Annotated in this window: 26 protein-coding genes and 1 pseudogene; 5 read left to right on the top strand and 22 right to left on the bottom strand. The window is 69.5% G+C overall.

Annotated features, from left to right (window positions below):
* Window position 1 precedes the first annotated feature (1 nt).
* The 10 genes and pseudogenes from LWC35_RS18770 to LWC35_RS18725 all read right to left on the bottom strand — a co-directional run bounded on the left by LWC35_RS18770 (window position 2) and on the right by LWC35_RS18725 (window position 9,057).
* The gene (locus tag LWC35_RS18770; RefSeq protein WP_232871451.1) at window positions 2–1,378 is read right to left on the bottom strand and encodes an amidohydrolase family protein; all 1,377 of its coding nucleotides are present in this window, start codon (window positions 1,376–1,378) and stop codon (window positions 2–4) included.
* On the bottom strand, window positions 1,375–2,070 hold the full coding sequence (locus LWC35_RS18765) for a dienelactone hydrolase family protein (protein ID WP_232871450.1): 696 nt from the start codon (window positions 2,068–2,070) through the stop codon (window positions 1,375–1,377). The genes LWC35_RS18770 and LWC35_RS18765 overlap by 4 nt, the downstream gene beginning before the upstream one ends.
* Window positions 2,067–3,032, bottom strand: coding sequence for an isopenicillin N synthase family dioxygenase (locus LWC35_RS18760; RefSeq protein ID WP_269804409.1), 966 nt, complete (start codon window positions 3,030–3,032; stop codon window positions 2,067–2,069). Before LWC35_RS18760 ends, LWC35_RS18765 begins: the two co-directional genes overlap by 4 nt.
* Before the next feature lie 374 nt (window positions 3,033–3,406).
* Window positions 3,407–4,486, bottom strand: a complete 1,080-nt coding sequence (locus tag LWC35_RS18755) for an ISL3 family transposase (protein WP_232871525.1) — start codon at window positions 4,484–4,486, stop codon at window positions 3,407–3,409.
* Window positions 4,487–4,765: 279 nt separating this feature from the next.
* The gene (locus LWC35_RS18750; protein ID WP_232871448.1) at window positions 4,766–5,437 is read right to left on the bottom strand and encodes a hypothetical protein; all 672 of its coding nucleotides are present in this window, start codon (window positions 5,435–5,437) and stop codon (window positions 4,766–4,768) included.
* Window positions 5,438–5,646: 209 nt separating this feature from the next.
* On the bottom strand, window positions 5,647–6,120 hold the full coding sequence (locus tag LWC35_RS18745; RefSeq protein WP_232871447.1) for a hypothetical protein: 474 nt from the start codon (window positions 6,118–6,120) through the stop codon (window positions 5,647–5,649).
* Window positions 6,121–6,775: 655 nt separating this feature from the next.
* Window positions 6,776–7,306 (bottom strand): cupin domain-containing protein, encoded by a 531-nt coding sequence (locus LWC35_RS18740; protein WP_232871446.1) that lies wholly within the window; start codon window positions 7,304–7,306, stop codon window positions 6,776–6,778.
* 32 nt (window positions 7,307–7,338) lie between these two features.
* Window positions 7,339–8,175, bottom strand: a complete 837-nt coding sequence (locus tag LWC35_RS18735) for a mycofactocin-coupled SDR family oxidoreductase (protein WP_232871445.1) — start codon at window positions 8,173–8,175, stop codon at window positions 7,339–7,341.
* A gap of 20 nt (window positions 8,176–8,195) precedes the next feature.
* A pseudogene (locus tag LWC35_RS18730) lies at window positions 8,196–8,756 on the bottom strand (sugar phosphate isomerase/epimerase family protein); the annotation flags it as partial.
* Window positions 8,737–9,057: a hypothetical protein gene (locus tag LWC35_RS18725; RefSeq protein ID WP_232871444.1), complete on the bottom strand. Its 321-nt coding sequence runs from the start codon at window positions 9,055–9,057 to the stop codon at window positions 8,737–8,739. The pseudogene LWC35_RS18730 and the gene LWC35_RS18725, both read right to left, overlap by 20 nt.
* Window positions 9,058–9,140: 83 nt before the next feature.
* On the opposite strand from LWC35_RS18725, the gene LWC35_RS18720 reads away from it, so the two are divergent.
* Window positions 9,141–9,581, top strand: coding sequence for a nuclear transport factor 2 family protein (locus tag LWC35_RS18720; protein ID WP_232871443.1), 441 nt, complete (start codon window positions 9,141–9,143; stop codon window positions 9,579–9,581).
* On the opposite strand, the gene LWC35_RS18715 is transcribed toward LWC35_RS18720, so the two are convergent.
* From LWC35_RS18715 to LWC35_RS18665, 11 genes are read right to left on the bottom strand one after another with little or no spacing between them, the layout of a single operon-like run.
* Window positions 9,542–9,967 (bottom strand): nuclear transport factor 2 family protein, encoded by a 426-nt coding sequence (locus tag LWC35_RS18715; protein ID WP_232871442.1) that lies wholly within the window; start codon window positions 9,965–9,967, stop codon window positions 9,542–9,544. The genes LWC35_RS18720 and LWC35_RS18715 overlap by 40 nt on opposite strands.
* Window positions 9,968–10,025: 58 nt before the next feature.
* Window positions 10,026–10,895, bottom strand: coding sequence for a mycofactocin-coupled SDR family oxidoreductase (locus LWC35_RS18710; protein ID WP_232871441.1), 870 nt, complete (start codon window positions 10,893–10,895; stop codon window positions 10,026–10,028).
* On the bottom strand, window positions 10,892–11,854 hold the full coding sequence (locus tag LWC35_RS18705; protein WP_232871440.1) for an ABC transporter permease: 963 nt from the start codon (window positions 11,852–11,854) through the stop codon (window positions 10,892–10,894). The genes LWC35_RS18710 and LWC35_RS18705 overlap by 4 nt, the downstream gene beginning before the upstream one ends.
* The gene (locus LWC35_RS18700; protein ID WP_232871439.1) at window positions 11,851–12,852 is read right to left on the bottom strand and encodes an ABC transporter permease; all 1,002 of its coding nucleotides are present in this window, start codon (window positions 12,850–12,852) and stop codon (window positions 11,851–11,853) included. Before LWC35_RS18700 ends, LWC35_RS18705 begins: the two co-directional genes overlap by 4 nt.
* Window positions 12,849–14,363: a sugar ABC transporter ATP-binding protein gene (locus LWC35_RS18695; RefSeq protein ID WP_232871438.1), complete on the bottom strand. Its 1,515-nt coding sequence runs from the start codon at window positions 14,361–14,363 to the stop codon at window positions 12,849–12,851. Before LWC35_RS18695 ends, LWC35_RS18700 begins: the two co-directional genes overlap by 4 nt.
* A 10-nt stretch (window positions 14,364–14,373) precedes the next feature.
* A complete protein-coding gene (locus tag LWC35_RS18690) occupies window positions 14,374–15,495 on the bottom strand; it encodes a sugar ABC transporter substrate-binding protein (RefSeq protein WP_232871437.1) in 1,122 nt (373 codons plus the stop codon).
* Window positions 15,496–15,509: 14 nt separating this feature from the next.
* Window positions 15,510–16,343 (bottom strand): mycofactocin-coupled SDR family oxidoreductase, encoded by an 834-nt coding sequence (locus tag LWC35_RS18685; RefSeq protein ID WP_232871436.1) that lies wholly within the window; start codon window positions 16,341–16,343, stop codon window positions 15,510–15,512.
* Between the two features lie 58 nt (window positions 16,344–16,401).
* A complete protein-coding gene (locus LWC35_RS18680) occupies window positions 16,402–17,400 on the bottom strand; it encodes an alcohol dehydrogenase catalytic domain-containing protein (protein ID WP_232871435.1) in 999 nt (332 codons plus the stop codon).
* A gap of 38 nt (window positions 17,401–17,438) precedes the next feature.
* Window positions 17,439–18,941 (bottom strand): CoA-acylating methylmalonate-semialdehyde dehydrogenase, encoded by a 1,503-nt coding sequence (locus tag LWC35_RS18675; RefSeq protein ID WP_232871434.1) that lies wholly within the window; start codon window positions 18,939–18,941, stop codon window positions 17,439–17,441.
* Window positions 18,942–18,981: 40 nt separating this feature from the next.
* Window positions 18,982–19,815 carry a fumarylacetoacetate hydrolase family protein gene (locus LWC35_RS18670; protein ID WP_232871433.1) on the bottom strand — a complete coding sequence of 278 codons (834 nt, stop codon included), beginning with the start codon at window positions 19,813–19,815 and terminating at the stop codon, window positions 18,982–18,984.
* 1 nt (window position 19,816) lies between these two features.
* Window positions 19,817–20,416, bottom strand: coding sequence for a nuclear transport factor 2 family protein (locus LWC35_RS18665; RefSeq protein WP_232871432.1), 600 nt, complete (start codon window positions 20,414–20,416; stop codon window positions 19,817–19,819).
* 135 nt (window positions 20,417–20,551) lie between these two features.
* Between LWC35_RS18665 and LWC35_RS18660 the strand changes: the two genes are divergently transcribed.
* The 4 genes from LWC35_RS18660 (at window position 20,552) to LWC35_RS39360 (ending at window position 22,989) form a co-directional block, all read left to right on the top strand.
* Window positions 20,552–21,331 carry a FadR/GntR family transcriptional regulator gene (locus LWC35_RS18660; protein WP_232871431.1) on the top strand — a complete coding sequence of 260 codons (780 nt, stop codon included), beginning with the start codon at window positions 20,552–20,554 and terminating at the stop codon, window positions 21,329–21,331.
* A 508-nt stretch (window positions 21,332–21,839) separates the two neighbouring features.
* The gene (locus LWC35_RS18655; RefSeq protein WP_232871430.1) at window positions 21,840–22,094 is read left to right on the top strand and encodes a type II toxin-antitoxin system Phd/YefM family antitoxin; all 255 of its coding nucleotides are present in this window, start codon (window positions 21,840–21,842) and stop codon (window positions 22,092–22,094) included.
* Window positions 22,091–22,348, top strand: a complete 258-nt coding sequence (locus tag LWC35_RS18650) for a Txe/YoeB family addiction module toxin (RefSeq protein WP_232871429.1) — start codon at window positions 22,091–22,093, stop codon at window positions 22,346–22,348. Before LWC35_RS18655 ends, LWC35_RS18650 begins: the two co-directional genes overlap by 4 nt.
* A gap of 125 nt (window positions 22,349–22,473) precedes the next feature.
* Complete coding sequence (locus LWC35_RS39360; protein ID WP_308194593.1) at window positions 22,474–22,989, top strand: transposase; 516 nt, start codon at window positions 22,474–22,476, stop codon at window positions 22,987–22,989.
* 303 nt (window positions 22,990–23,292) lie between these two features.
* Here the strand turns inward: LWC35_RS39360 and LWC35_RS18640 are convergent, their stop codons facing one another.
* Entirely contained in the window at window positions 23,293–24,081 is a 789-nt protein-coding gene (locus LWC35_RS18640; protein WP_232871523.1) for a transposase family protein, read from the bottom strand.
* Window positions 24,082–24,430: the final 349 nt, after the last annotated feature.

Below are 24,430 nucleotides of genomic sequence, written 5' to 3'. Positions count from 1 at the left end.
CTCAGAACAGCTCGGCGCAGAGTCGGCGCTGACGGTCAGCGGCCCGCTGGTGAATCTCGGCGAGGTCGACGGTGAGGAGCTCGCCGCCGGAGACCACGACCTCGCCGTCGACCAGCACGGTGTCGATGTCTCGGCCGCTCGCGCACTCGAAGAAGAAGGCCTCCGCCGAGTCGTAGCCCGCCGCGTCCGGACCGTCGGTGCGGAGCACCACCAGATCGGCACGCCGACCCGGCTCGATGCTGCCGATGTGGTCGGCCAGGCCCATGGCGCGCGCCCCCCCGGTCACGGCCATCCGCAGTGGCTCGTCGGCGCGCACCCCGTTGCGGTTGTGCACGGGTGTGGCCTCGAGGAACTGCTGGGCGACGCTCGCCATCGCAGCGATTCGGAACAGGTCCAGCGTGCCGTAGTTGACCACGCCGTCCGTGCCGAGTCCGATGTCGACCCCGCGCCTCCACATCCGCAGGGCAGGCGCCGCGCCGATCGTGTAGTTGCCCTTGGGGCAGTGGCAGGCAGAGGTGCGGTGCGCCACGTAGCGGTCGATGTCCGCGTCGTCGGCCATGATCGAGTGGGCAGCGTGCAGCGTCCCGTCGAAGACGCCCAGGTCGATCAGGTATTCGATGGGCCTGCGGCCGAAGCGCTCCAGGCAGTAGTCGATCTCGTAGCTGCCCTCGACGAGGTGGGTGTGGACCTTGACCGACCGCTTCGTCGCCTCCTGGTGGATGTCGACGATGAGCTCCGGACTGCATGCGATGATCTGCCGCAGCGCCATGCCCGCGAAGACCCTGGTCGAGCCGTCCGTCGCGGGCGGGAGCGTCTCGACAAGCTCGACATTGCGCTTGAGCGCCTCGTCCGTCGCCATCACGGAGCTGGACGGCAACCGCGAGCCGCCATCCATGGTGGACAGGGCGACGCTGCCGCGGATGCCCGTTTCCAGCGCCGCGGCCGCCATCCGCTCCGGATGCGGGCCGCCCGCCTCGAAGAACGTCGTGGTCCCGTTGAGCAGCATCGACGCGTAGGCGAGCAGGCCCGAGAGGTGCACGTCCTCGGGGGTGAGGGCGTTCTCGAAGGGCACCAGGTACTCGCGCCAGGTCGGTACCCGCAGGTTCTCCTGCTTCTGTCGGGCGGTAAGCACGCCCCGCATCAGCGTCTGTCCGGTGTGGAAGTGGGCGTCGATCAGTCCCGGGGACACGATCCGGCCACCGGCGTGGATCCGGCGGGTGGGCTCCCAACGGGGCGCCACCTCAACCGTGGGCCCGACGTCGACGATCCGGCCCCCGGCGATCACGACTGCCCCGTCCTCGACGACCGTGCCCGCGGCGTCGAACGTGATGACGGCGGCGTTCTGGATCAGCAGGTCCGCCGGTGCAGAGACGCTCACGGCGCGATCCAGCCGAGGGCGACCCGCCAGGCTCGTGCGGCCGACTCGGGATGGTGGTACTCGGGCGTAGTGTGCCGGTGGAAGGCGTGCCCGCCCGGCAGGACCAGCACCCCGCGGCCTGCGTCGGTGCCCGTGAGCCTGCTCTCGAGCTGCCGTACCTCGGCCTGCGGGATGAGCGGGTCGTCCTGACCGAAGATGCCCAGCCACGGCGCGCCGAGGCGGTCGATGACCTCGACGAACGGCGGGATGTCCACGCCTTCACCGTGCGTGGGGGCGCCGTAGAAGCTCACGCAGGAGGCGACGTCCCGGTGGGCCGCCACGTGGGAGGCCAGCGAGCCTCCCAGGCAGAACCCCATGACCGCGGTGCGCCGCGACGGCGTCGGCGCCGAACGCACGGCGGCATCGTGGTCGTCGAGCACGCTGGCAGCGGAGAGCGGCGCAGTCAGCTCCAGGCCGCGCTCGAACTCGGAGTAGTCGACGACGGTGACGTCGCTGCGGTGGAACAAGGCCGGCGCGACGGCGTGCCAGCCGGCCCCGGCGAGCGCGCCCAGCACGTCCTCGATGTAGTCCGACAGGCCGAAGATGTCGTGCAGGACGACCGCGGTGCCATGCGGCTCGGCCGTGCGGGCCTCGGCGACCAGGACCGGGACGCCGTCCGTGATTGTCAGGGCGATGGCGCGGGTGCGGGTCACACCGAAGCCCGCTTCGCTGCGGCCCGCGGCAGGCCGATGCTCTCGAGGTAGTCCGACTCCCACGCGTACGGGGTGACCGGGGCGAACACCGGCCTGCCCTCGACCAGGGACGGGATCGGCGCGATCACCGTATCGACAGAGGGGAGCATGAAGGTGACGATCGCCTTGCGGCTCTTCTCCGGCGAGTCGGCGGCGACGACGCGGTGCAGGGTCGCCGGCAGGACTCCGTTGGTCCAGCGGTGCATAAGCTGGCCGATGTTGATCACGAAGGCGTCGTTCCGGACCGGGACATCGATCCAGCGCCCGCTGCTGTGTACCTGGAGCCCGGAGTAGTCCCCGCGCTGGTGCAGGATGGTGAGCACTCCCGAGTCCGCGTGCTCCTGAGCGATCAGCGGCTTGTCCGCGACGGAGGCGCGCGCCGGGTAGTAGTTCAGCGCGAACTGTGTGACGTCGTGCTCGAAGGCCGCGTCGAAGTAGTCCCCGGGCAGATCGAGGGCCCGCGCGAACAAGCCGATCAGGACGCGGCCGAGGGCGCGCGTCGCCTGCGAGCAGGCGTCGAGGGCGGGCCGCAGTTCCGGCATCAGACCATCCGGGCGGACGTTCGGATGGAAGTAGTCGGCGTACCGCTCGTCGACTCCGGCGGCGAGCGCCTCCACCGCGTCGTCGTAGGTGTTGACCTGGTACTGGCCGAAGTAGCGCACGCCGTTTCGGTCCATCGACTCGTGCAGGCCGCGGAACACGTGACCGGTGGCCGAACGCAGCGATGCGCGGACGTCGTCTGGCAACGCGGCCATGGCGTCGGCCTGCGCGTAGACGGCGTCGAGCAGGGCGAGATCAACACCGTGGCCGATCACCTGCATGAACCCGACCCGCCGGGCAGCATCGGAGACCTCACCGACCAACGCGTCGGTCGGCGCCCCTGCCACCGCAGAGCCAATGTCCAAGACGGGAATCCCAGTCATGTCGAGCACTACTCCCTTGACGAGGGTTCGCGGAGGGGTGCGCCCTCCCGTGACACTGGAGGCTAGATCAGCGCTGACACTATGAGCACATCGAAGAGAGTTACATGTTGATGAACTAAGGCTTCAGAGCTGTGGCACAACATAATGGCCAAGCCTGGCTCGAGCGGGTGACCTGTTGCCCCCTGCGCGGACTGGCGGGGATCTGGGTGAAGGCGCGGTCGCACTCGCACTTGCTGGGCTGCGGCAATGACTTGCCCTCGATCGAGCGGACCCGTCCGCTCTCCCGTGGCCTGCGTGGCTGACCCCGCAATCTGCCAGCACGAGAACCAATCGTTGCGTAGTTGCCGCCCGGCTCGATCTTGCTCGAGGGGTGTTTAGCGGCGTCTAGTGTCCTGCGCCTGAAATTCGCTAAATATCGGTATGCCGCCGGTCGTGCCGAGTAGGGGCCGGCCGGTGGCCGAGGTGAACCTGACCGACGAGCAGCGCAAGACGCTGGTCCGGTGGTCACGGCGGGCGAAGTCCTCGCAGGCACTCGCTCTGCGCAGCAAGATCGTGCTGGCCGCCGCGGACGGTGAGTCGAACACCGCAATCGACGCCCAGCCGAGCCGCCGGGCGCACCCGAGCAGGCCGACCCCCTGACCGAGCAGCTGGTGGACCTGAGCGTGCCTGGCCCTGGTGCGTTCGGTGAGCGGTCGGCCGTGCCGCGTCCCACCCGATGGCGCCGCGGTCGTGGGAACCGATCGTGCCGGGTCGGTGTCGACATCGGGACGCCAGCAGCCGGAGTGCGCGATCACGGTCTTCTCCACCGCGCCCCCGAGCCCGTGCCACAGATGCCAGCGGTCGCTGACCTGCACCGCGTCGGGCGCGCCGTCACCGATGGCCTCGGCGTAGGCCGCGGAGCCGTCCCGACACACGACCTTCACCCCGGGATGACGGCTCAGCCAATCGGCCAAAGTCGCCGCCTTGCGGTCGGGTAGGACCTCGATCCGGCGGTGGGTGACCGGGTCGATGACCATGGTCATGTAGCGGCGGCCACGACACAGCGCCACGTCATCCACGCTGAGCACCGACGGCACCGGACTGGTGGTCGCCGGCAGGGAGAGCGCCATCAACGTCCGCAGGACTGTCGAGCGGGACACTGTGGCCCCGAGCAGGCCCAGCACCGCGGAACCGGCCCGGCCGGCGAGCCGGACCGCGGTCTGCCCGATCAGCCCGGTCAACCGGAGGGTGCGTCGCGCGTAGCGGGCCGCGAGCGGCGGGACCTGTTCCCGGAACGTCCGCTGCGGACAGGACTGCTCGGCGCAGACCAGCCGCCGCACGCGTAGCTCCACGACCATCGATCGGCCCGCAACCGGCAGGTCGCTCAGCTGCCGGACCTGCCAGGCGTGCACCCGCCGCGACCGCGTCCCACACGACGGGCACGCCGCATCCGCACTCGCGCAGCGAGCCCTCACCCGCACCACCGCGTCGGCGAGGGCCACCTCCCCGACCACCAGCGACGACAGCCCAGGGAACAGGAGCTCGTCAAGATCATGACCGCACCGGGGCCACCCTCACAGATCGTGCCCGTTCAATCGTTCGTGACACGCCCGCTGGGCGCACCACCGCTTCTGAGCCAGAGCCGTTGATCGGACACTCCCACAGAGGTGCCGTTGGCGAAGGGCGGCGTTGTGCTGTTGCCGTCTCGCACGCACGTGCCCTTTGCGGGGCTGCGTGCGCTCTCTCGTGAGTGACTAGGGCGTCGTCCCTCCAGCGGCCGGCGGCGGTGCCTCCACGATCTGCTCGTGAGCTTCACGGACCATCGAGGTCGACCGAGCGAGAGCTATGACGGTGTTGGTCTCGGTGTACTGCACCTTGCCGACAGCGTGAGCGCTGGCGTGGCGGTTGAACTTCTCCGGGACGGGGTCACCCTTCGGGGCATCAAACTTCTCGAGGACGTCTACAGCAGGGATGAACACGACGCCCCAACGAAGCTCGCTCATGTTGGCGTTCTCGTGCCGGGCCTGGATCTCCTCCTTGACCTTGCCGTAGTAGCCGTTTAGCTTCTGAGGCTTGATCTCCCGCCTGATGACCGTGTCGAAGATCGAGGCAGCGAACGCCTGCGCGGCAGCGAGGTGACCCGCTTCGGCGACCGTCAGCGCCTCGTCGAGCATGTCGACGTACTCGGCCAGCTCGGCTGAGGTGACTTCCTTCAGTGCGGTCCTGCAGTCCTCGAGGATCTCGTCACGGCGGTCGCAGAAGACCTGCCTGCGTGCGGTGTCATCGGCGGCAGCGAGCAAGTCCTTCAGCACCTCCTTGCGAGGCACCCAAGCCGTGGGCAGACCATCCTCGGCAATCTCAATGAGGTCCCAGAGATCGACGTCGTCTTCGAGGTCCTGCCAGTTCGGCGGGCACCCAGCCCGCATGCGCTGCTGGAAGCCTTCGAGAGTGTGGAGCTCGACCGGAGCCGGCGCGCACCCAGTCCAGATCTTCGCCCAGGTCCCGAGGTCGTCCGCCGACAGTCTTGCGTGCGAGCAGCTCGTCCAGAATAGCTGCCGTCATTTCGAGGCCAACCCGAGTCGCGATCGGCTCCATTTCGAGCGCGTCGATGATATCGAGCCCGTGCGCTACCGCTTCAACAACTCTCGTCGGCAACCCACTCTTCCAGACTCATCAGAGTGGAGTATCCGGATCCCACGAATTCTGCTTGCGGCTCGCGGATTCGCTTCAGTGACGTCTCAAGCGTATTCAGGACCCGCGGAAAAACGGTTTCGGGAGCGTGATCCCTGGCCGTGGCACGTGCATAGTCATATATGACGGGAGCGACCTCGCTTCGGTTAGCGATGAAGAAGCCGGCGCGATCACGGCCCGGCTGTCCGTCTTGCAGTGAATCCAGCAACTGGTGCGTCAGCCCTATCGAGATATCAATGTGAGCGATTAGATCGATCACACGCCACGGCGGCAGACCCCCGCCCTCCGGTACCAGGTTGGTCGGCGTTGACCAGTCTCGCTCTCCGTCGAGCGTTTGGAGCAAAGCCCCCAGGTCAGCCGATTCAGCGTCGAGGACTTCGACTGCATCGAAATAGGTCTGGTTCTGCAAGAATGCCACTGACCCTCAACGCGCAGATCCCTCCGCGTGACGCCATTCACAGTAGGCGTCAGCAGCCTTTCTGTCAACAGTTCCGTACTCAGTGCGCCGAGCGGGCCTGGAGGTCCCGCGACGGCATCCCATTCCTGTTGACGGCAGATCCTCCACCCGGCCGACTGCGTAAATGACTTCCGCTAGCCAGCGCGATCTGGTCAGCATGCGACCGGTTTGAGAGTGACGATTTCTACCACTTCAGACGTTGTCGCGCTCAGAGTGGTGACGACCTCCAGGGGGACGGGGAGGTTCTACGACCTGCACACGGTGCATGTCGTAGCTGGAACCTGCCCATCTGAAGTCTTAAATGGTGACCAAAACCGTGATCGCGGACGGTGCCGAGAAGCTATCCGGGCCCGTGGCCTTCCCCCAGAACGCCTGACGGCACCTCAGTCTCGGCGTGCATCGGACGTGAGGCCGAGTGGAGGCGACCGCGGTGGCCCTCGGGCTTCCGCCTGGTTACGCGCGTAGGCCCGACGGGGTGGGTAAGACTGCCACGCCGTGGCAGTCACAGCGGGAAGATCTACGCGTTCCGGATCGCGAGGTGCTGGAGCACGAATGCGCAGTCTTGACCGGGCTCGCGCCTCGACGTGGGATCGGGACTCGGCCGACGGGGCGGGCCTCAGTCCCAAAAGCCACCGGTGAGAGACACCCCGTAGCGGCGCATCAAGTCCTTGTTCCAGTCGTCGAAGAAGCTCAGGCCGTACTCGTCGGCGACTTCTTGAACCGCGTCCGCGGTGACCTCTCCGGCGGCCGACAGCGCCCCGATCCGGCGGAAGTACCGCTCGAAGTCCCCCGGGCTGGTGATCTCGAGGATCTCGGCGGGTTCGTCGGTGGGGTTCCAAAGGGCGTGGGGTTCGCCGCGATTGCGGAAGGACAGACCGCCCGCCTCGACGACGTGCTCCTCCTCGCCGACGCGGAAGCCCACGGTCCCGCGCGTGACGAAGGCGACCTGGTCCTGGTGTCGGTGGACGTGCGGGGCGACGAGCAGCCGGGGGGCGATGGGCTGCTTGGCCAGCGTGTACGCCCCGCCGACCCACTCCTGGTTCACCATGAGCTGAAAGGGCAGTGCGCCGAGCGTGAGGTGGTCCCCGCCGTCCGGAGGCACGGCGATCGCCTGCGGTATGGGGTCTCGGTGCAGCTCTGCGTCCATCGGCCTAGGCCTTTCTCGGTCGTGGTTCACGGTCAGACGAGCAGGAGCCCGGAGTCGACGGGCAGCTCGATGCCGGTGACGAAGCGCGAGGCGTCGGACGCCAGCCACACCACTGCCTCGCTGATGTCCACCGGCTGCACCCACGGGACGGGCATGACGTTCATGGCCTGGAACGCCGCGGCGACGTCCTCACGGGTCGCGAGGTCCAGGTCGGGGCGGGCCCGCTTGTAGAGCGTGTCATTGTGGATCATGTCAGTGTCGACGTTGCCGGGTTCGACGACGTTGACCCGGATGTTCCGCGGAGCCAGCTCGAGGGCGAAGCTCCGGACGAGCCCGAGCACCCCGTGCTTCGACGCGGTGTACGCGGTGAGGCCGGGCTGGGGTCGCTGGGAGCACACCGATCCGGTGCAGACGATCGAGCCGCCCTGGCCCTGCTCGACCATGACGCGGCTCGCGGCACGGACCGTGTGGAACACCCCGGTCAGGTTGACGGCGACGATGTCCGCCCACTGGGCGTCCGTCGTCTCGAGCGCGTCCACGACCTGCACGATCCCGGCGTTCGCCACGGCCACGTCGAGCCGTCCGTAGGTGTCGCGGGCCGCCTCGACGGCCTGGTCGACGGCCGCGGTGTCGCGGACATCCCCCTGGACGACGACACAGCGGCGGTCCTCGGCCTCGACGAGTGCCTGGGTCCGTTGCAGGTCTTCCGGCGTCGCCATCGGGTACGGCACGCTCGGGATTTGGGCGGCGATATCCAGGATGACGACGTCGGCGCCGGCCTGGGCGAGCCGTACTGCGTGGGAGCGACCTTGGCTCCGTGCCGCACCGGTGACCAGCGCGACCTTGCCCGCGAGAGGTGAGTCCGTCATGGCTGTCCTTCCTGAGTCGTTCATGCGGCGGTGGCCCGGAGGGCGCCGGCGGTGGTGTCATGCGCGCGGCGCGCCGCCTCGCCGGGATCGAGGGCGCGGAACTCCCGCGAGAGCATCTCCACACCCCACGGCCCGCCGTATCCGGTCGCGGCGACCGCGCTGACGAACCCGACGACGTCGAGATCCCCCTCCCCGGGAAACCGCCGGTGGTGCAGGGTGTCCTCGAGCAGCGAGCCCCGGACCTCGGCGTCTGCGTCGTCCAGCTCGACGCCCGCGATGTGGTGGGCAGGGATGTCGGCCACGGTCGCCATGTCCAGACCGGCCCGGCCGACGTGCCAGACGTCGAGGAAGATCCCGCCGGCCGGATGACCCGCACCGATTACGACGTCCAGGGCGTCCTGCGGGGTGCGGATGTCGGCGAACGGCATCGGCTCGAGGCCGACCGTGGTCCCGGCGCGGTCGGCCTGTTCGGCGAGCAGCGCGAGCTCCGCGACCACCCGATCCGGCTCGTACGTGCCACCGGAGAGCCGACCGCCGATCTTGATGCAGCGCACGCCCAGCTCACCCGCGGCCCGCAGGAGGGTCGGCGCGGACGCGGTCCGACGCCGCGCGGTCGGGCCCGTCCTCGTACCAGCCCTCCAGGAACTCGAGCTCGAGGTGGCGGAGGTCGTGGTCGTCGAGGACCCGGCGGAACTCGGCGAACCCGAGGTCGCGCTCGACGGCGAGGAGGTCGCCGTGCCGGATGCCGAACCCCGCGAACCCCGCGGCGGCCGCGATCTCGACCCGCCGCCGGATCGGGAGGGGGCTCAGCTCCCGGTCGGTCAGCGGCTCGCAAGCGCCCGCGGTGGTCCAGCAGGCCGGGATCAGCTCGTGGCGAGTCATTGGTCTCCTGTCGTCGGTGACGGGATATTGACTATGATGAATACGCGAATTTAGGCCATGAGGAGATGCGAAGGAGCATGACGATGGCGACACCGGACACGATCCCTTCCGCCGCACAGGCGGCACTGAACCGGTTCTACGAGGCCGAGATGGCCTACCTCGCCGCGGGCGGCCCCGCGGGCGGCGCGTCGTTCGACGGCATGGCCGCGACCCTGCACCCGGACGTGGTCATGCACCAGGCAGCGGGCCTGCCCTACGGCGGGGAGTGGACCGGGCACGAGGGCGTCGAGCGGTTCTTCACCGCCATGAGCGAGACCTGGTCCTCGCTTGAGGTGACCGACACCGAGTTCCTGACCACGGACGACACCGTGGCCATCGTGCTCCGGCTCCGCGCCCGATCGCGCGCCACGGGCCGGGAGGTCGACATGCCGATGGTGCACGTCGTCCGCATCCAGGACGACCTCATCCGCGACTTCCGGCCCTTCTACTGGGACACGGCCGAGGTGGCCGCGGCCTGCGGCTGAGCCGGGGCGGAGGCGGGGAGCGGCGTGCCCTGGAAGGACAGCAGCCGCCACCCGTCCTCGGTCTGCGTCCACACGGCGACGGAGCAGTTGGCGAGGTGCTTGGACACGCCGCCCGCGGTGATATCCGCGTGCATCTCGCCCACCACCACCACCGTCCCCGGCGCGACGACGATCCGGTCGATCGGGTGCTCGACCCGGTGGTAGACGTAGAACCCGCTGTCGCACTTGGCCAGGTAGCTGTCGAGCGTGTCGACGACCCCGCTGGAGTGGGCGTAGACGAGATCGGGGTGGGCGAGCGCGGCGAAGGCGCCGTAGTCCCCCTGCTCGACGGCGGCGAAGCGCCGGTCCTCGAGTTCGGTGATGATCGCGGCGGTGTCGGATGTCATGGAACTGCTCCTCACTGTCCGAGAAGGTGCGGCGCCGCCGCGGCGGCGCCGCACCCGCTCAGTCGGACTCGTGCTGCGGGTCGGTGTTGAAGCCGGGGAGCACCAGGTGGCCGCCGTCGACGGGCAGGGCGACGCCGGTGACGTGCTTGGCGCCGTCTGACACCAGCCACCGGACGGCGTCGCTGACGGCATCGGCCGGGAGTGCGCCGCGACCCGCGAGCGCGCTCCAGTGATAGGCCGAGGCGACCCGGTCCTCCGGGGTCCCGCCCGGGCGGCCGGCCATCATGTCGTAGGCGCCCTGCCACATGTTCATTCGCGTGTCCATGAAACCGGGGAGGACGGCGTTGACCCGTACGTTGTGCGGGGCGAGTTCCTGCGCGGCGGAGCGCATGAGCCCGAGCACGCCATGCTTGGCAGCCGTGTAGTGGGCGAACCGCGTTCCGCCCTCCACGCCGTTGACCGACGAGGTCACGACGATTGAGCCCGAGCGCTGCGCGATGAGGTGCGGCACGGCGGCCTTCACCGTGCGCCACACACCGGCCAGGACGACGTCCTGGGTGTCGGCCCACTGCTCCTCGGTGATCTCCCAGAGGTTGGCCAGGCCCCAGATGCCGGCGTTCGCGACGACGATGTCCAGCCCGCCGAACTCCGCGAGCGCGGTGGCGACGGCACCGTCGAGGTCGGCCTGCGATCGGACGTCGCCGACGACGGCGACGGCTGCTCCGCCCGTCTTCTGGGCGAGCGCGACCGTGTCGTGCAGGTCCGCTTCGGAGGACAGCTCGTAGTCGATCGAGTCGATCCTCGTGTCGCCGACGTCGAGGCACACCACCGACGCCCCGTCCTGGGCGAGGGCGATCGCCTCGGCCCGCCCCTGCCCGCGTCCGGCGCCGGTGACCAGCGCGACCTTGCCCTCGAGTTGCCCTGTCATGTCGTGTCTCCTGTCTTCGTGCGGGTGGTGCGGACGAGGTCGAGTACGAGGCGGATGGCGATGGTGGCGATGAGTACGACGCCGGTCCACAGCTGCACCACGTAGGTGGCGGCGCCCTGCGCGGAGAACCCGGCGGTGATCAGGGAGAGCACCGCGACGCCGATGGCGACGTTGAGCACCGTCCCGGACCCACCGGACAGCGCGATGCCTCCGATGAGCGCGGCCGCGACGCCGGTCAGCAGCAGCGTCTCGAAGGCGTCAGGGGTCGCGCTGCCGCTGCGCATGGCGGCCAGCGCCCCGGCGAGCCCGGCGCAGGCGCCCGAGATCGCGAACGCCGTGGTCAGGGGTCGTGCCAGCGGCACCCCCGCGGCCAACGACTCCTTGCGGCCTCCGCCGATCGCGTAGATCTCCCGGCCGTTGCGCGTCTTGGCCAGGAACACCCCGACGCCCGCGAACACGACCAGTGCGATGACCGACGAGGGGGAGAGGATCCACCAGCGCAGCAGGACCTGGTCGGACACGGCGTAGTTCGTGACGACGATGGGGCCCTCCCCGCTCGCCACCCAGGCGACCCCCTGGAGCAGGACGAGCGAACCGATGGTCAGGACCAGGGAGTTGATCCCCGTGCGGGCGATGACCAGGCCGTGGACCAGCCCGATCAGCAGGCACACGGCCACGGCCGCGAGGATCGCGGGCACCAGGCCGAGGTCCGACGCGCGCACAGCGACCACCGAGCCGAGCGTCGTCATGGATGCCGCGGACAGGTCGAGCTCACCCGCGATCATGGTCACCGCCACGCCCAGGGCGACGATCCCCAGCAGCCCGAACCCCTCCAGCGTGGAGAAGGCGGCACTCGGTCCGCGGAACTGGGTGCTCGTCGTCGTCAGGACGACAAGGACGACCAGCAGGATCGCCACCTGGACGCCGTAGCGGTGGAGCGAGACGGCGAGGCGGGTCATCGTGCCGCCCTCGAGAACCGCTGCACCGCGAGCACGACGACGACCACGAGCGCGCCCTGCACGGCGAGACGCCAGCCGGTGGTGAAGCCGTTGAGCACCATGAGGTTGTTCAGCAGTGCGATGAGCAGAGCACCCGCGGCCGAGCGCACCGGCGAGCCGGAGCCGCCCGCCATCGCCGTGCCGCCCACGAGCACCGCGGCGACCACGTCGATCGTCAGCGTGCTGAGGTCGTTGGCCGTGGCCTGGCCGAGCTGGGCCGCGGTGAGCACCCCCGCGATCGTCGCGCCCACGGCGAGGACGACGAACGCGAAGACCGTGGTCCGCGTGATGCTGACGCCGCTGAGCACGGCCGTCGGTCGGCTGGCGCCGAGCAGCAGGCACCGCCTGCCGAGGGACGTGCGGGTGGCGATCAGCCACGCCACCGCCGTCACGACGACCAGGCCGTACACCACGACCGGGACGCCGAAAAGCAGGCTCTGCCCGAGGACGCCGACGCTCCGACCACCGGTGGTGATCACCTGACCACCGGTGACCGAGGACATCGCGCCGAAGAGGATGGCCCCGACGGCGAGCGTGGTGATGACCGTGTTCATCCCGCGGGCCACCACCACGCCCTGCACGACGGCGATGACAACGAGCACGACAAGCGGGCCGCCGACCGCCAGGACGAGCGGTGCCCCGGCGGCGGTGAGGGACAGGAACAGGATCGCGGCCAACACCGTGTTCTGCTGGACGCCGAGCGAGACGAAGTTCCCCGAGAGCGTCAGGAAGGTCATGCAGACCGCGACGATTCCGGTGATCGACGCCGCCGTCAGGATCGCACGGATGTTGTCGACGGTGGCGAACCCGCTGGTGGTCGCGGTACCGACCAGGACCAGCAGGAGCAGGGCGGCGGGGAGGGGACCGACCGAGACGATGCGGGAGCCGAGGCTCCGCCGCGCGGGCTCGGCCGCCGGCGGGGTCGACTGAGCGGGTGGGGCGAAGTCGACGTCGCTCATGCGGCCCGCTCCCTTCCCTCGTGCAGGGTGGCCGCCATCAAGGACTCCTCGTTCCAATCGGAGTGGGCCGCCTGCCGGGTGACCCGGCCGCGGTAGAAGGAGAGGACCGTGTCGCACAGACCGAGGATCTCGGTGGAGTCCGACGAGCAGACGACGATGCTCGCGCCCTGGTCGGCGAGCATCCGCAACTTCGTGTAGATCTCGGCACGGGCCCCGACGTCGACCCCACGGGTGGGCTCCTCGATGAGGAACAGCCGGGGCTCCGCACCAGCCCACCGGCCGAGCACGATCTTCTGCTGGTTGCCGCCCGAAAGCGTGTCGATCTCGGTGGTGAGGCGCCGGGTGTCGAAGGAGAACGCGCGGGCGATGTCCGCGGCCTTCTCCTTCTCTCGGCGCCGGTCGATCCAGGACCCCCGCGACACCGCAGCCAGCCATGGTGAGGACAGGTTCGCCAGGACCGGCAGACCGGGGAACATCCCGTCCTTCTTCCGGTCGTCCGAGCAGTAGGCGATCCGCTGCCGGATGCCGCGGGACCTCCCGCGCAGGTCGACGGGCACACCGTCGAGGAGGACCTCGCCCTCGGCGACGGGGAGGGTACCCGCCAGCGCCCGCACGAGCGAGCTCGCGCCGCTGCCCAACTGCCCGGTCAGCCCGACGATCTCCCCGGGCCGGATGGCCAGGTCGACCGGAGCGGTCAGACCGACGGCGCGCAGTCCCCGGACCTCGACTCGCGGCTGTGCCGCGTCGTCGACGGGTGTCCTGTCTGGGAACATGCTGGCCAGCCGCCGCCCAAGCATGAGGGAAACGATGGAGTCGTGGGTGAGGTCGGCGACCGGGACCGGTGGTCGGCTGCGCCCGTCCTTGAGGATGGTCGCCCGGTCGGCGAGGCGGAACACCTCGTCGAGCCGGTGGGTGACGTAGACGATGCTCCGGCCCTCGACGGCGAGATCGCGCATCACCGCGAGGATCCGGGCGATCTCCCGGTCCGACAGGGCGGCCGTCGGCTCGTCGAGGATGAGGATCCGGGCGTCCCGCAGCAAGATCCGGGCGAGCTCGAGGAGCTGGGTCTCGGCCACGCTGAGGGTAGCGACGACGCGGTCGGGGCCGACGTGGTCGAGCCCGACCCGGTCGAGCACCTCACGGGCACCCGCGTGCAGGGTCCGTCGGGACCACCACCAGGACCGGGTGCGGTCACCCAGCGCCAGGTTCTCGGCCACGGTCAGCGCGGGGACCGCGCTGTACTCCTGCTGCACGACCGCGATCCCCGCGGCCTGAGCGTCCGCGCTGGACCGCAGCTCGCGCTGCTCGCCCGCGATCTGGATCGTGCCCGAGTCGGGCTGGACCAGGCCGGACAGCACCTTGACCATGGTCGACTTGCCCGCGCCGTTCTCGCCGAGCAGCGCCATCACCTCGCCCGCCCGCAGCTCGAACGTCGCGTCGGTGAGCGCGTGCACGGAGCCGTAGGCCTTGGTGATCCCCTGGAGGGACAGGACGGTCTCTTCGGTCTTCATGGTCATCGGGTCAGCTGCACAACTGGGGGCCGGACAGACCCCAGACCGTCAGGCTGTTCATGGTGTCCTTGGTGAGCGCCGCGGCGGGCAGGTACGTCGCCCGCGGCGGGGGCGCGGCCGTCAGCTCGGGCTCCTGCGCGTCGGGCTGAAGGGTGACCTCCTCGTCGGTCACCGATCCCGTGGCGAGGTACTGCACCGCGGTCCGGACGGCGAGCTTGCCCTCCATGAGCGGCGGCTGCATAACCGCCGCGTAGACGCTCCCGTCCGCGAGCGGCTCGAGGTTCCCGGAGCAGTTCCCCGCGACGACAGTGACGTCCTTACCCGGGGTCAGCCCGTTCTGCTCCAGCGCCTTCACGACGCCGGAGCCCATGTCGAGGTTCTGGGCGTAGACGAAGTCGATGCCCTGGGCCTTGAACTTCGGGACGATCTGCGACGCGTGGTTGAAGCCGTCCTGGGCGTCGAAGCCCGCGGTGGCGGCCTCGACGGTGAGCAATGTGAAGGGCTTGGCGCCCGTGGCGTCCATGAACCCCTGGTGCCGGTTGTCTCCGCCCTTGTAGCCGGTGCCGAAGCGGAACTCGATCAGGTTGCCGTTCGGGTCCGCGAGCTGCTTGCCCGCCGCAACGGCCTCGTCGCGCGCCTTCAGCGCCTCCTGGCCCGCGGTGCCCGAGACGACCAGGTCGTTGGCGCCCGCGTACGCCTTGACGTACTGCTTCGCCTCCTCCGGGACCGCCTGGTTCATCTGGATGACCGGCGCGACCCGAGACAGCTGGCGCAGCGAGTTCACGCTCGCGTCGACGTTGCTCGGCCACCAGATGATCGCCGCGGGCTTCTCCCCGCTGGCCAGGAACTGCTGGACCTGCTGGTCCTGCTGCGACTGGTCGAAGTCGTTCTGGAAGACCTTGAGGGTGTAGTCGTACTTCTGGGCGGTCTCCGTGGCGGCCTTGATCACGCTGCCGCTGTAGACGTTGGCGGCCGACGGCGAGAACAGCACGATCTGCTTGCCGCCGCCGTCGAGGGTGCCCGTCCCCTCGACGTCGGACGAGGCGGAGTCACCGCCCGCCTGCCCGCAGGCGGCGAGGGTGAGAACGGCGACGGAGCACAGCGCGGCTCCGAGCCCGGACTTCAGTGTCATCGGGGTTTCCTTCTTCACTTGAGCAGGACGCCTGCGTCGACGGGGAGGGCGATGCCGGTGATGTAGCGGGACTCCTCAGAGGCGAGGAAGACCGCGGCGTTGCTGACGTCGACCGGGTCCACCCACGGGACCGGGAGGACGTGCATCGACTGGGAGACCGGGGCGAAGGTGTCCCGGCTCGGGTTCGGCGCGTCGGGCGAGAACTGCTTGTAGCTCGCCTCGTTCATGATCATCGGGGTGTCGACCTGGGTCGGGTTCAGCGTGTTGACCCGGATCCGGTGCGGGCCGAGCTCCAGCGCCAGGGTCTTGACCAGGCCGTTCACCCCGTGCTTGGCGGCGGTGTAGTGCGCGATGTTGGCGTAGCCGCGCAGACCCGCCGCCGAGCTGGTGAGGATGATCGAGCCGCCGCGGCCCCCGGCGAGGATGTGCGGGACGGACACCGTGGTCGTGCGCCACACCCCGGTGAGGTTGACGTCGATGACCTGCAGCCAGTCCGCCTCGCTCAGGGTGCCGTCGGACGACGGGATGTTGATGCCCGCATTGGCGCAGACGATGTCGAGCCTGCCGAGCTCGCCGACCCCCTCGTCGACGGCGGCGGCGAGGGACGCCATGTCCCGGACGTCGGCGACTCGCGCGACGACGCGCTGTCCTGTCGCCTCGACCAGCCGCGCGGTCTCTTTGAGGTCGGCCTCATCGGCCATGTCGTAGGTGACGCCGTCGACGTTGCGGCAGACGTCCACGGCGATGACGTCCGCGCCCTCCTGGGCCATCCGGACGGCATGGCTGCGTCCCTGTCCTCGACCTGCGCCGGTCACGAAGGCGACCAGGCCTTCCAGGCGTTTCGACATCGTTGTCCCACACTCTTCTCGGTCGGTACGGCTGTGGTCTCGGGGTGGGTGGGGCCGGTCAGAGCCGGACGACGGTGCGTCCCAGCACGCCGCCCCGCCTGGTCCGTTCGAGGAAGTCAGGCACGTCGGCCAGTGACCCGGTGTCGGCGATCAGCGGCGCGATCCGGCCCTCCTCGACAGCGCGCAGCGCGTCCCGCGCATCGGCGAGGGACCCGCTCCGGGAGCCGACGACGGTGATCTCGGAGAGCGCCAGCCGCATCGAGTCGGCGGGCAGGTCCGACCCGGGCCTGTAGCCGCAGACCACGACCGTCCCGCCGGGACGGACCAGGTCCATCCCGACCGCAAAGCCCGCGGGCGCGCCGGACGCCTCGAGCACGACGTCCGCGCCCTCGCCCGTCCAGACGCGCAGCTCGGGCGCCTCCTCGGGACCGACGGCCAGCTCGGCCCCGAGCTTCACCGCGAACTCCCGACGTCCCTCGTCGACGTCGATCACGGCCACCCGCGCCCCCAGTGCCTTGGCGATCTGCACCGCGTGGAGGCCGAGCCCGCCTGCCCCGACGATCACGACGGTGTCGTCCTCCTGCACACCGCCCTGGGTGCGGAGCGCATGCCATGGGGTGAGGACCGCGTCCATGGTGACCGCGGCCTGGGCGAAGTCGAGCTCGTCGGAGAAGGGCAGCAGGTCCTGCGGGCGCATCACCAGGTACTCGGCGAGGCCACCGTCGCGTTCGAAGCCGATCCGGGGCGAGGTCGCGCAGATCGTCTGCTGGCCACGGCGACACCACTGGCAGACCCCGCAAGGCTGGAAGATGTACGCCGCGACCCGCTGACCGGCACGCAGGTCGCCGACGTCCTCCAGCACCTCGCCCGCCACCTCGTGGCCAGGAATGAGCGGCAGCGGGAGGTTCGGGATCAGCCCGGTCGTCACCTTGACGTCCGTGCCGCAGATGCCGACGGCGCGGACCCGGATGAGCACCTCGCCCGCACCCGGGCCGGGATCGGGCACCTCGGTGAGGACGACGGGTCGGTCATAGGCCTGGAGCACCGCAGCGTGCACTGGTCCTTCTCCGTTCTGTGGCGTCAGGTCTGGGATCGTCAGGCCATCGTGGGGATGACGAAGCTGCTCGCGTCGTCCTTGACCCCGCTCGGCCAGCGCGACGTGACGGTCTTGGTCTTGGTGTAGAAGCGAAAGGCGTCCGGGCCGTGCTGGTTGAGGTCGCCGAAGCCGGAGGCCTTCCAGCCGCCGAAGGTGTAATAGGCGATCGGCACCGGGATTGGGACGTTGACCCCGACCATCCCGGTGTCGACCCGGGCGGCGAAGTCGCGGGCGGCGTCGCCGTCGCGGGTGAAGACCGCGACGCCGTTGCCGTACTCGTGCTCGGACGGCAGGCGCAGCGCCTCCTCGTAGTCTTTCGCCCGGACGACGACGAGTACCGGCCCGAAGATCTCCTCGCGGTAGAGCGTCATGTCCGGGGTGACCCGGTCGAAGAGGGAACCGCCGAGGAAGTAGCCCTGCTCGTGGCCGTCGAGAACGAAGTCCCGCCCGTCGACGACGAGCTCTGCACCCTCCTGCACACCCAGGTCGATATAGTCGACGACCCGCTTCCTCGCCGCCGCCGTGACCAGCGGGCCGAGATCGGCCGACTCGTCGGAGGACACCCCGATACGCAGGCTACGGGTCCGCTCGGCCAGCTTCTCGACAAGCCGATCCGCGGTCTCCTCACCGACCGGGACCGCGACCGAGATCGCCATACACCGTTCGCCCGCGGAGCCGAATGCGGCGCCGATCAGGGCGTCGACGGTCCGGTCGAGGTCGGCGTCGGGCATGACGATCGCGTGGTTCTTCGCCCCGCCGAAGCACTGCGCGCGCTTTCGGTTCGCCGTGGCGGTGGTGTAGACGTACTCGGCGATCGGCGTCGAGCCGACGAACCCGACGGCCTTGATGTCGGGGTGGTGCAGGAGCGCGTCGACGGCTTCCTTGTCGCCGTTGACCACGTTGAGCACACCCGGCGGGAGACCGGCCTCGACGAAGAGTTCGGCGATTCGCAGCGGCACGCTGGGGTCCCGCTCGCTGGGCTTGAGGATCACCGCGTTCCCACTGGCCAGGGCCGGTCCGGCCTTCCAGAGCGGGATCATCGCGGGGAAGTTGAACGGCGTGATCGCGGCGACCACGCCGAGGGGCTGCCGCATCGAGTAGACGTCGATGCCGGTCCCGGCCTCGGTCGAGTACTCGCCCTTGAGCAGGTGCGGTGCTCCGGCGCTGAACTCGATGACCTCGAGTCCGCGCTGGACGTCCCCACGCGCGTCCGGCACGGTCTTGCCGTGCTCGCTCGCGAGCAGCGCGGCCAACGAGTCGATCTCCTCGTTCACCAGCTGCAAGAACCGGAGCAACACCCGGGAACGGCGTTGCGGATTCCACCTCGCCCACTCACGCTGGGCCGCCACGGCGCCGGCGACCGCTGCGTCGACCTCCGCGGTAGAGGCCAGGGGGACCCGGGCCGCGACCGTCCCGGCGTTCGGGTCGAAGACATCGGAGAACCGGTCGCTCGTCCCCGGGACACGCTTTCCGGCGATGAAGTGGGTCAGGTCCGGTGTCATGAGGACACCCTCTCTTTCTGCGGGAGACGCGTGGACGCGGTCAGTCGCGCGGGGCGACGATCGGCGTCCGCACGGACCCGACCTGCTCGACGGTGACGACGACCTCGTCGCCGTCGGTGAGGAACACCGGCGGCTTCCGACCGGCCCCCACGCCACCCGGCGTGCCGGTGGCGATCACGTCGCCGGGCTGCAAAGTGAGCGTGTCGGTGATGTAGGCGATGATCCGCGGGACCGTGTGGATCAGGTCGCGGGTGTTGCCGTCCTGCATCAGCTCGCCGTTGACGTGCGTGGTCACCCGGAGCCCCGCGCTGATGTCGCCGACCTCGTCCGCGGTGACGATCTCCGAGATGGGACCCGAGAGATCAGCGTTCTTGCCGATCGTGAACTGGGGGGTCTCGAGCTGCTTGCGCCGCGCGCTGAGGTCGTTGAACGCCGCGTACCCGAGCACGTGATCCAGCGCGGTGGCCTCGTCGCCCCGCCACACCGGTGACCCGATGACGGCGGCGAGCTCGACCTCCCAGTCCAGCCCGGCCTCGTTCGGCGGGGCGGGCACCGGAGTGCCCTCGACGACCAGGGACTGCTGCCAGCGACCGAAGATCATCGGGAGGGCGGGCTCGTCCAGCCCCGCGAGCTCCTTGGACTCGCCCGCGTGGCTGCGGTAGTTGATACCGACGCAGAAGATCCGCGCGGTGATCGGCACGGCGGGAGCCAGGTCGAGGCTTGCGACGTCGACGAGCTCCTCGGTGGGGCGGTCGAGGTAGCGGCGCGCGTCCGCGTAGAACGCACCGGCGGGCGCAAGCGGACGGGCCTTGTCGCCGTCCCGGGCGGCGATCCAGCGTTCGCCGTCCTCGGCGGTGAACCCGATGAGTCGCATGTCAGGACTTCCTGTCGTCGAAGCGGATGGGAGCCAGGTCCGCGAAGTGGGGCCCGTCGGGGAACTCCTCGACCGGCGAGCCCGCGGGGACCGAGTCGAAGTCCGCAGGGCCGCCGTAGGGGCGCGACATCTCGTAGGCGATCTCGCGGGCGATCTTGCCGTCCTTCATCTCGAAGCAGTGCACGAGCCGCATGCTGATGCGGGCGCCCGGGGGGAAGCCGAGGTTCGGCATCTCGTCCCCGACGACGGTGAGGTCGCACAGCTGGTCGTCGAACACGTGGGTCTCGGTAGCGAAGCGGCGCAGCGTGATCGTCCGGTTGAAATGCACCGTCCGGAAGATCGCCATGTAGGCCTCGCGCACCTGGGCCCGGTCGGTGTAGACCTGACCGCGGTTGGGCGCCTCCCACACGATGTCCGGGCCGTACAGGGCGATGGCCTTGTCGATGCTCTCCGGGTTCTCGTTGTGGAAATGTGCCTCGACCACCTTGAGGTTGTGGGCGATCAGCTCGTCGCGCGAGAGCGTGGAGACGTCGACGTCGGCGGGGATGGCACCGACGTCCGAGGCGTCGGGGGACGTGCCGACGTGGGCAGCGGCGGTCATGTGCTCTCCAATGAACATGATGAATACGGCCTTCGGCAGACTGCATCACTTCCGCTCGCCGGTCAAGGTTGAGTATTGTGAATATGGTGATTGGGCGGCACAACGCCGCGGAGGCGCTGACAGGAGGCACCCTCGGTGACCACATCTCGTCCGGACGGCTTGCCCGTCGACGGTGGCGCGTCGGCTGTCGCCGTCGACCTCACCCCGCTGGTCAGGCGCGCGGCCTTGGCGCCGAGTCGGGCCGACCAGGTCGCCGCACAGCTCAGCGAGGTGATCGCCAAGCTGCGCCCCGGGGAGCGTCTGGGCACCAAGAACGAGCTGCGGGAGCGGACCGGGGTCTCCGTCGGCACCTTCAATGAGACCCTGCGGATCCTGCAGTCGCAGGGGCAGATCGAGCTCCGGCGCGGGCCGCACGGGGGGCTCTTCGTCGCCGAACGGTCCCCGATGGCCCAACTCGGGCACGCCGTACTGCAGCTCGACACGAACGCCGCATCGGTCACCGAGGCCATGGACATCCGTGACGTCCTCGACCCCCTGCTCATCCAGGACGCCATCGAGCACCACTCCAGCCACCACCTCGCGCTGATGCGCGAGCAGCTGGACCACATGGCGGCCGCGGTGCGGGACGACGACGGCATCGCCTTCCTGCACGCCAACTGGCAGTTACACGCGGTCATCGCGGACGTGAGCCCGCGGCCGATCCTCAAGGCCTTCTACGTCAGCCTGCTCAACCTCATCGAGCAGCACACGATCGCGATCGCCAGCGACCGGGCCGAGCGCCCGCTCGCGGGCTTCCACCAGAAGCGGTACCGGGTGCACGTGCAGCTCGTAGACGCGATCGCGAGCGGGGACGTCAGAGCCGCGGGACGGGTGCTACATAAGCACAACGCCGGCATCGCCCGGCCGGAGTCGTAGCGGGAGGCGTCCGTGGTGCCCTGTGGCAGATGGTGTCGGGAGATGCCTCGCCGAGCGGCAGGCCCGAGTCCGACAGCAACGTTGAGCGCGCGATCGCGGCAGTGACAAGCCGAGGAGTCGCAGGCTGGTCGACCTCCGCGGCTCTCGGCGCGCCTCCGTGACCGACTCCGACCTGTGGGCGGTCGTAGCGGGCATCGGGCATGGCCAGCGAGATCGCGATTTACGGACTGCTCATGAGCGCTGGGAGAGGTGTCGATGTTCAGGGAACGGCCAGATGGAGGCACCATGCCCCTCGTGAAGTCAGCAGCCGGCCCCTTGGCGACACCGATCGGGGCAGGAGAGTGGGCACGTGACTCCCTTTCGGGGGTTTCCGTGGAGTAACTGAGGACTCTAAAGGCTCCGACGCCACCGCCGCGTCATGCCCCTGGCCGTCCTGTGGGGCGGGTTCTCGCTGGTCGCAGCCTGCTAGGAACGCGTACAATTTTACGTACGTCGTGTGGAGGTGGCTATGAGGACCATACCGTACTCCGAGTCCAGGGCCCGGTACGCGGAGACCTCGAACTCGGTGACCGACGACCGTGAGGAGGTCGTCATCACCCGGGCCGGACACGAGCCGGTGGTAATGGTGGCGCTCGATGACTACGAGTCGTTGAAGGAGACTGCTTACCTGCTGCGCTCGCCCGTCAACGCCCGCAGGCTCCTGGCGTCGATCGAAGAGCTGGAGGGCGGCGGGGGTCAGGTCCAGGAGCTGCACGAGGCGTGAAGATCGTGTTCGCCTCCAGGGCGTGGGAGGACTACCTGTGGTGGCAGGCCCAGGGCCGCAAGGTGCTCAAACGCATCAACAGGTTGATCCAGGACATCATCCGTGACGGCAACGAGGGCATCGACAAGCCCGAGCCACTGAAACACGGTTTCCACGGCTACTGGTCCCGGCGCATCACCGATGAGCGCCGCCTGGTGTACCGGGTCGAGGACGACGAAGTCCGAATCGCTGCCTGCCGATACCACTACGAGTGAGCCGACGCAGCCGAGAAGGTAGTCCCTGAGCGCGACCGCGGGTTCCGACGTCGGTCAAGGTGTGGCCTCCGCGGCCGACCTCACGGGGGCCAGTCGCAGCGGGGAACAGCGATTGGTGAAGGCACCTGTTCGACAGTCCTGAGTGGCGGTTCGACTGGGATCGAGGGTGTCCGGCGGGGGCCCGTCGGGGCGGGCGGGAGCCGGGCAAGTCCCTCCGCCCCCGCGCGGCGGCATCGGCGACGCTGTTCGCCGAGACCGCCGGGGCGCGGCGCTTCCGGTCCAAGGACGCCTACGCCCGCTTCACCGGCACCGCCCCGATCCCGGTCTGGTCGGGCAACACCGCCGGGAAGGTCCGGCTCAACCGCGGCGGCAACCGCACCGCCAAGTGCGCCCTGCACATGATCGCCCTGACCCAAACCCGCGGCATCGGCCCCGGCGCCGCCTACGTCGAGAAACTCCTCGCCGCCGGCAAGACCCGCACCGAAGCCCTCCGACTGCTGCGCCGGCGCCTGTCCGACGCCGTGTTCGCCGCCCTGCGCGCCGACGAACCACCCGCGACCGCGCACGCCGGCCACGGTGAACGGGCCCCAGAATTGCGTCGCACCCGGTCCCACGCCACCACGAGGAACGCCGGGTCATAGAGCGCACCCATACCGTGGTCGCGCTCGATGACATCGGAGCGAGTCGGTTCCGATCATCACCACGAGGGCGGCTCCTGAAGCTGCGAAGGGGTCGGTCCTCCGCATCGCCCGGGAGCGGGCACGCCTCAGTCGGGCCGAGCGCACGCTCCTATCAGGCCACGCGTCCCGGGCGATCCGGACGCCTGGCAGGGCCGCACATCGCCGAGAAGCCACCCCACGGTCAGCCACCGTGGCGGGCACCGAAGAAAGGAGCGAACCCTGCCAGGCGTGATCATCGTGGCACTGAGCGCTTTCCACTTGGCGTCAGCCGGCGTGGATGAGGACCAGGACGGCCTTGACCATGTCGGTCACGCGTCGGGGGCAGCAGCGGATCTTGTGTAGGACCCGCCAGGTCTTGAGCTGGGCGTTCGCTCGTTCGCCGGGGCCGCGCTGGCGGGCGTGCGCGGTGTTGACCGCCTTCTGGTTGGCCGACAGGCGCCGGCGCTTGCCGGTCTCGGGATCCTTCGCTCGTCGGCGCTGCGGGACCTCGAACCCGGCTCCCCGGTAGCCGCTGTCGGCGATCACCTTCACCTGCGCGTCGCGTAGCGCGTCGAGGATGCCGTGATCGCGGGCGGCTCCCATGTCGTGCCGCGCGCCGGGCAGCGCGGGTGAGGCCCACACCAGCCGGCCCGCCGGATCCGCGATGACCTGCACGTTCATGCCGTGGCACTTGTGTTTGCCCGAGTAGCACGGCCGATCGCGACCCGACCCCATCCCGACCCGGTGCATGCGCAGCAGGGTGCCGTCGAGGATGACGAACGCCTTCCGCGCGGCGACTTCGACCGCCGCCTGCAGTCCTGGGGCGAGGGCGGCGAGGACCTCGATCGCCTCGTGGACATAGCGGAACACGGTGGTCGTGCCGATCCCGTGACCGGCAGCGAGATCGGCGTAGGTCTCGCCCTTGCGCAGATGCGCCACCACGAGCCGCGCCTGCTCGCCGACACTCAGCCGACGCCAGCGAGTCCCGAGCGCACCTCGGCGGTGCCGCAGGGCATCGGAAAGCGTGATGAGGGCGTGGTTGGACACAGACAACCCCGCAGGGTAGGAAGGCAACCGAAGCTCCTGGTCAAGACGTGTTGATCTAGTCAATCGCCCGTCTACCAGGAGCTTCACTCATTCGGGTGACGCCACGCCGCAGCAGCTCACGCCCGCTTCCGACCAGGATGGAAAGGGCTCACTGACCCGAAGAAACTCGCGGCCCGCTTCAAGATCTCGTTCGCCCGACTCAGCTCGCGGACCTCCTGCTCGAGCTCACGCACCCGAGCGGCCTCCTCCGGGAGTGTCCGATCTTCGGTGTAACTGGTCTGTAGCTCCGGGCGTGTCCCGGGGGAAGGACCAGCGATGACCGACACGATCGAGCCCATGCCGCGGGCTCGGATTGATCACCAGCAGTTCGCTCAGC

The sequence above is a fragment of the Pseudonocardia kujensis genome (genome assembly GCF_021283305.1).
Taxonomy (GTDB): domain Bacteria; phylum Actinomycetota; class Actinomycetes; order Mycobacteriales; family Pseudonocardiaceae; genus Pseudonocardia; species Pseudonocardia kujensis.
This window is presented reverse-complemented; position numbering and strand designations above follow the sequence as displayed.